Source organism: Helcococcus sp. KG196 (assembly GCF_046035495.1).
Lineage (GTDB): Bacteria > Bacillota > Clostridia > Tissierellales > Peptoniphilaceae > Helcococcus > Helcococcus ovis.
The window spans coordinates 1-233 of sequence record NZ_JBFNFI010000049.1 but is presented as its reverse complement, the minus strand read 5'-3'; the positions used below and the strand labels follow the sequence as shown (position 1 = coordinate 233).

Genomic DNA, 233 nt, shown 5'->3' with positions numbered 1-233 from the left:
TTCTCAATTTGGCAACTTCCTACTCTCCCAGGCCGTTACCAGCCAAGTACCATCAGCGTTGAAGGGCTTAACTTCTGTGTTCGAGATGGGTACAGGTGTATCCCCTTCGCTATTGTCACCACATTTTTTTCTAATCTATTATATCATTTTTTCAAACCTTTTGCAATCTATATTATGAAATATTTCTGGTCAAACTTTCGAGTTATTAGTATCGATTAGCTACATACATTACT

The 233-nt window shown here is 37.3% G+C and carries 1 rRNA gene; it reads right to left on the bottom strand.

Annotated elements, in window-relative coordinates:
* Nucleotides 1-6 precede the first annotated feature (6 nt).
* Nucleotides 7-123, bottom strand: a 5S ribosomal RNA gene (gene rrf / locus ABGF45_RS08430).
* Nucleotides 124-233: the final 110 nt, after the last annotated feature.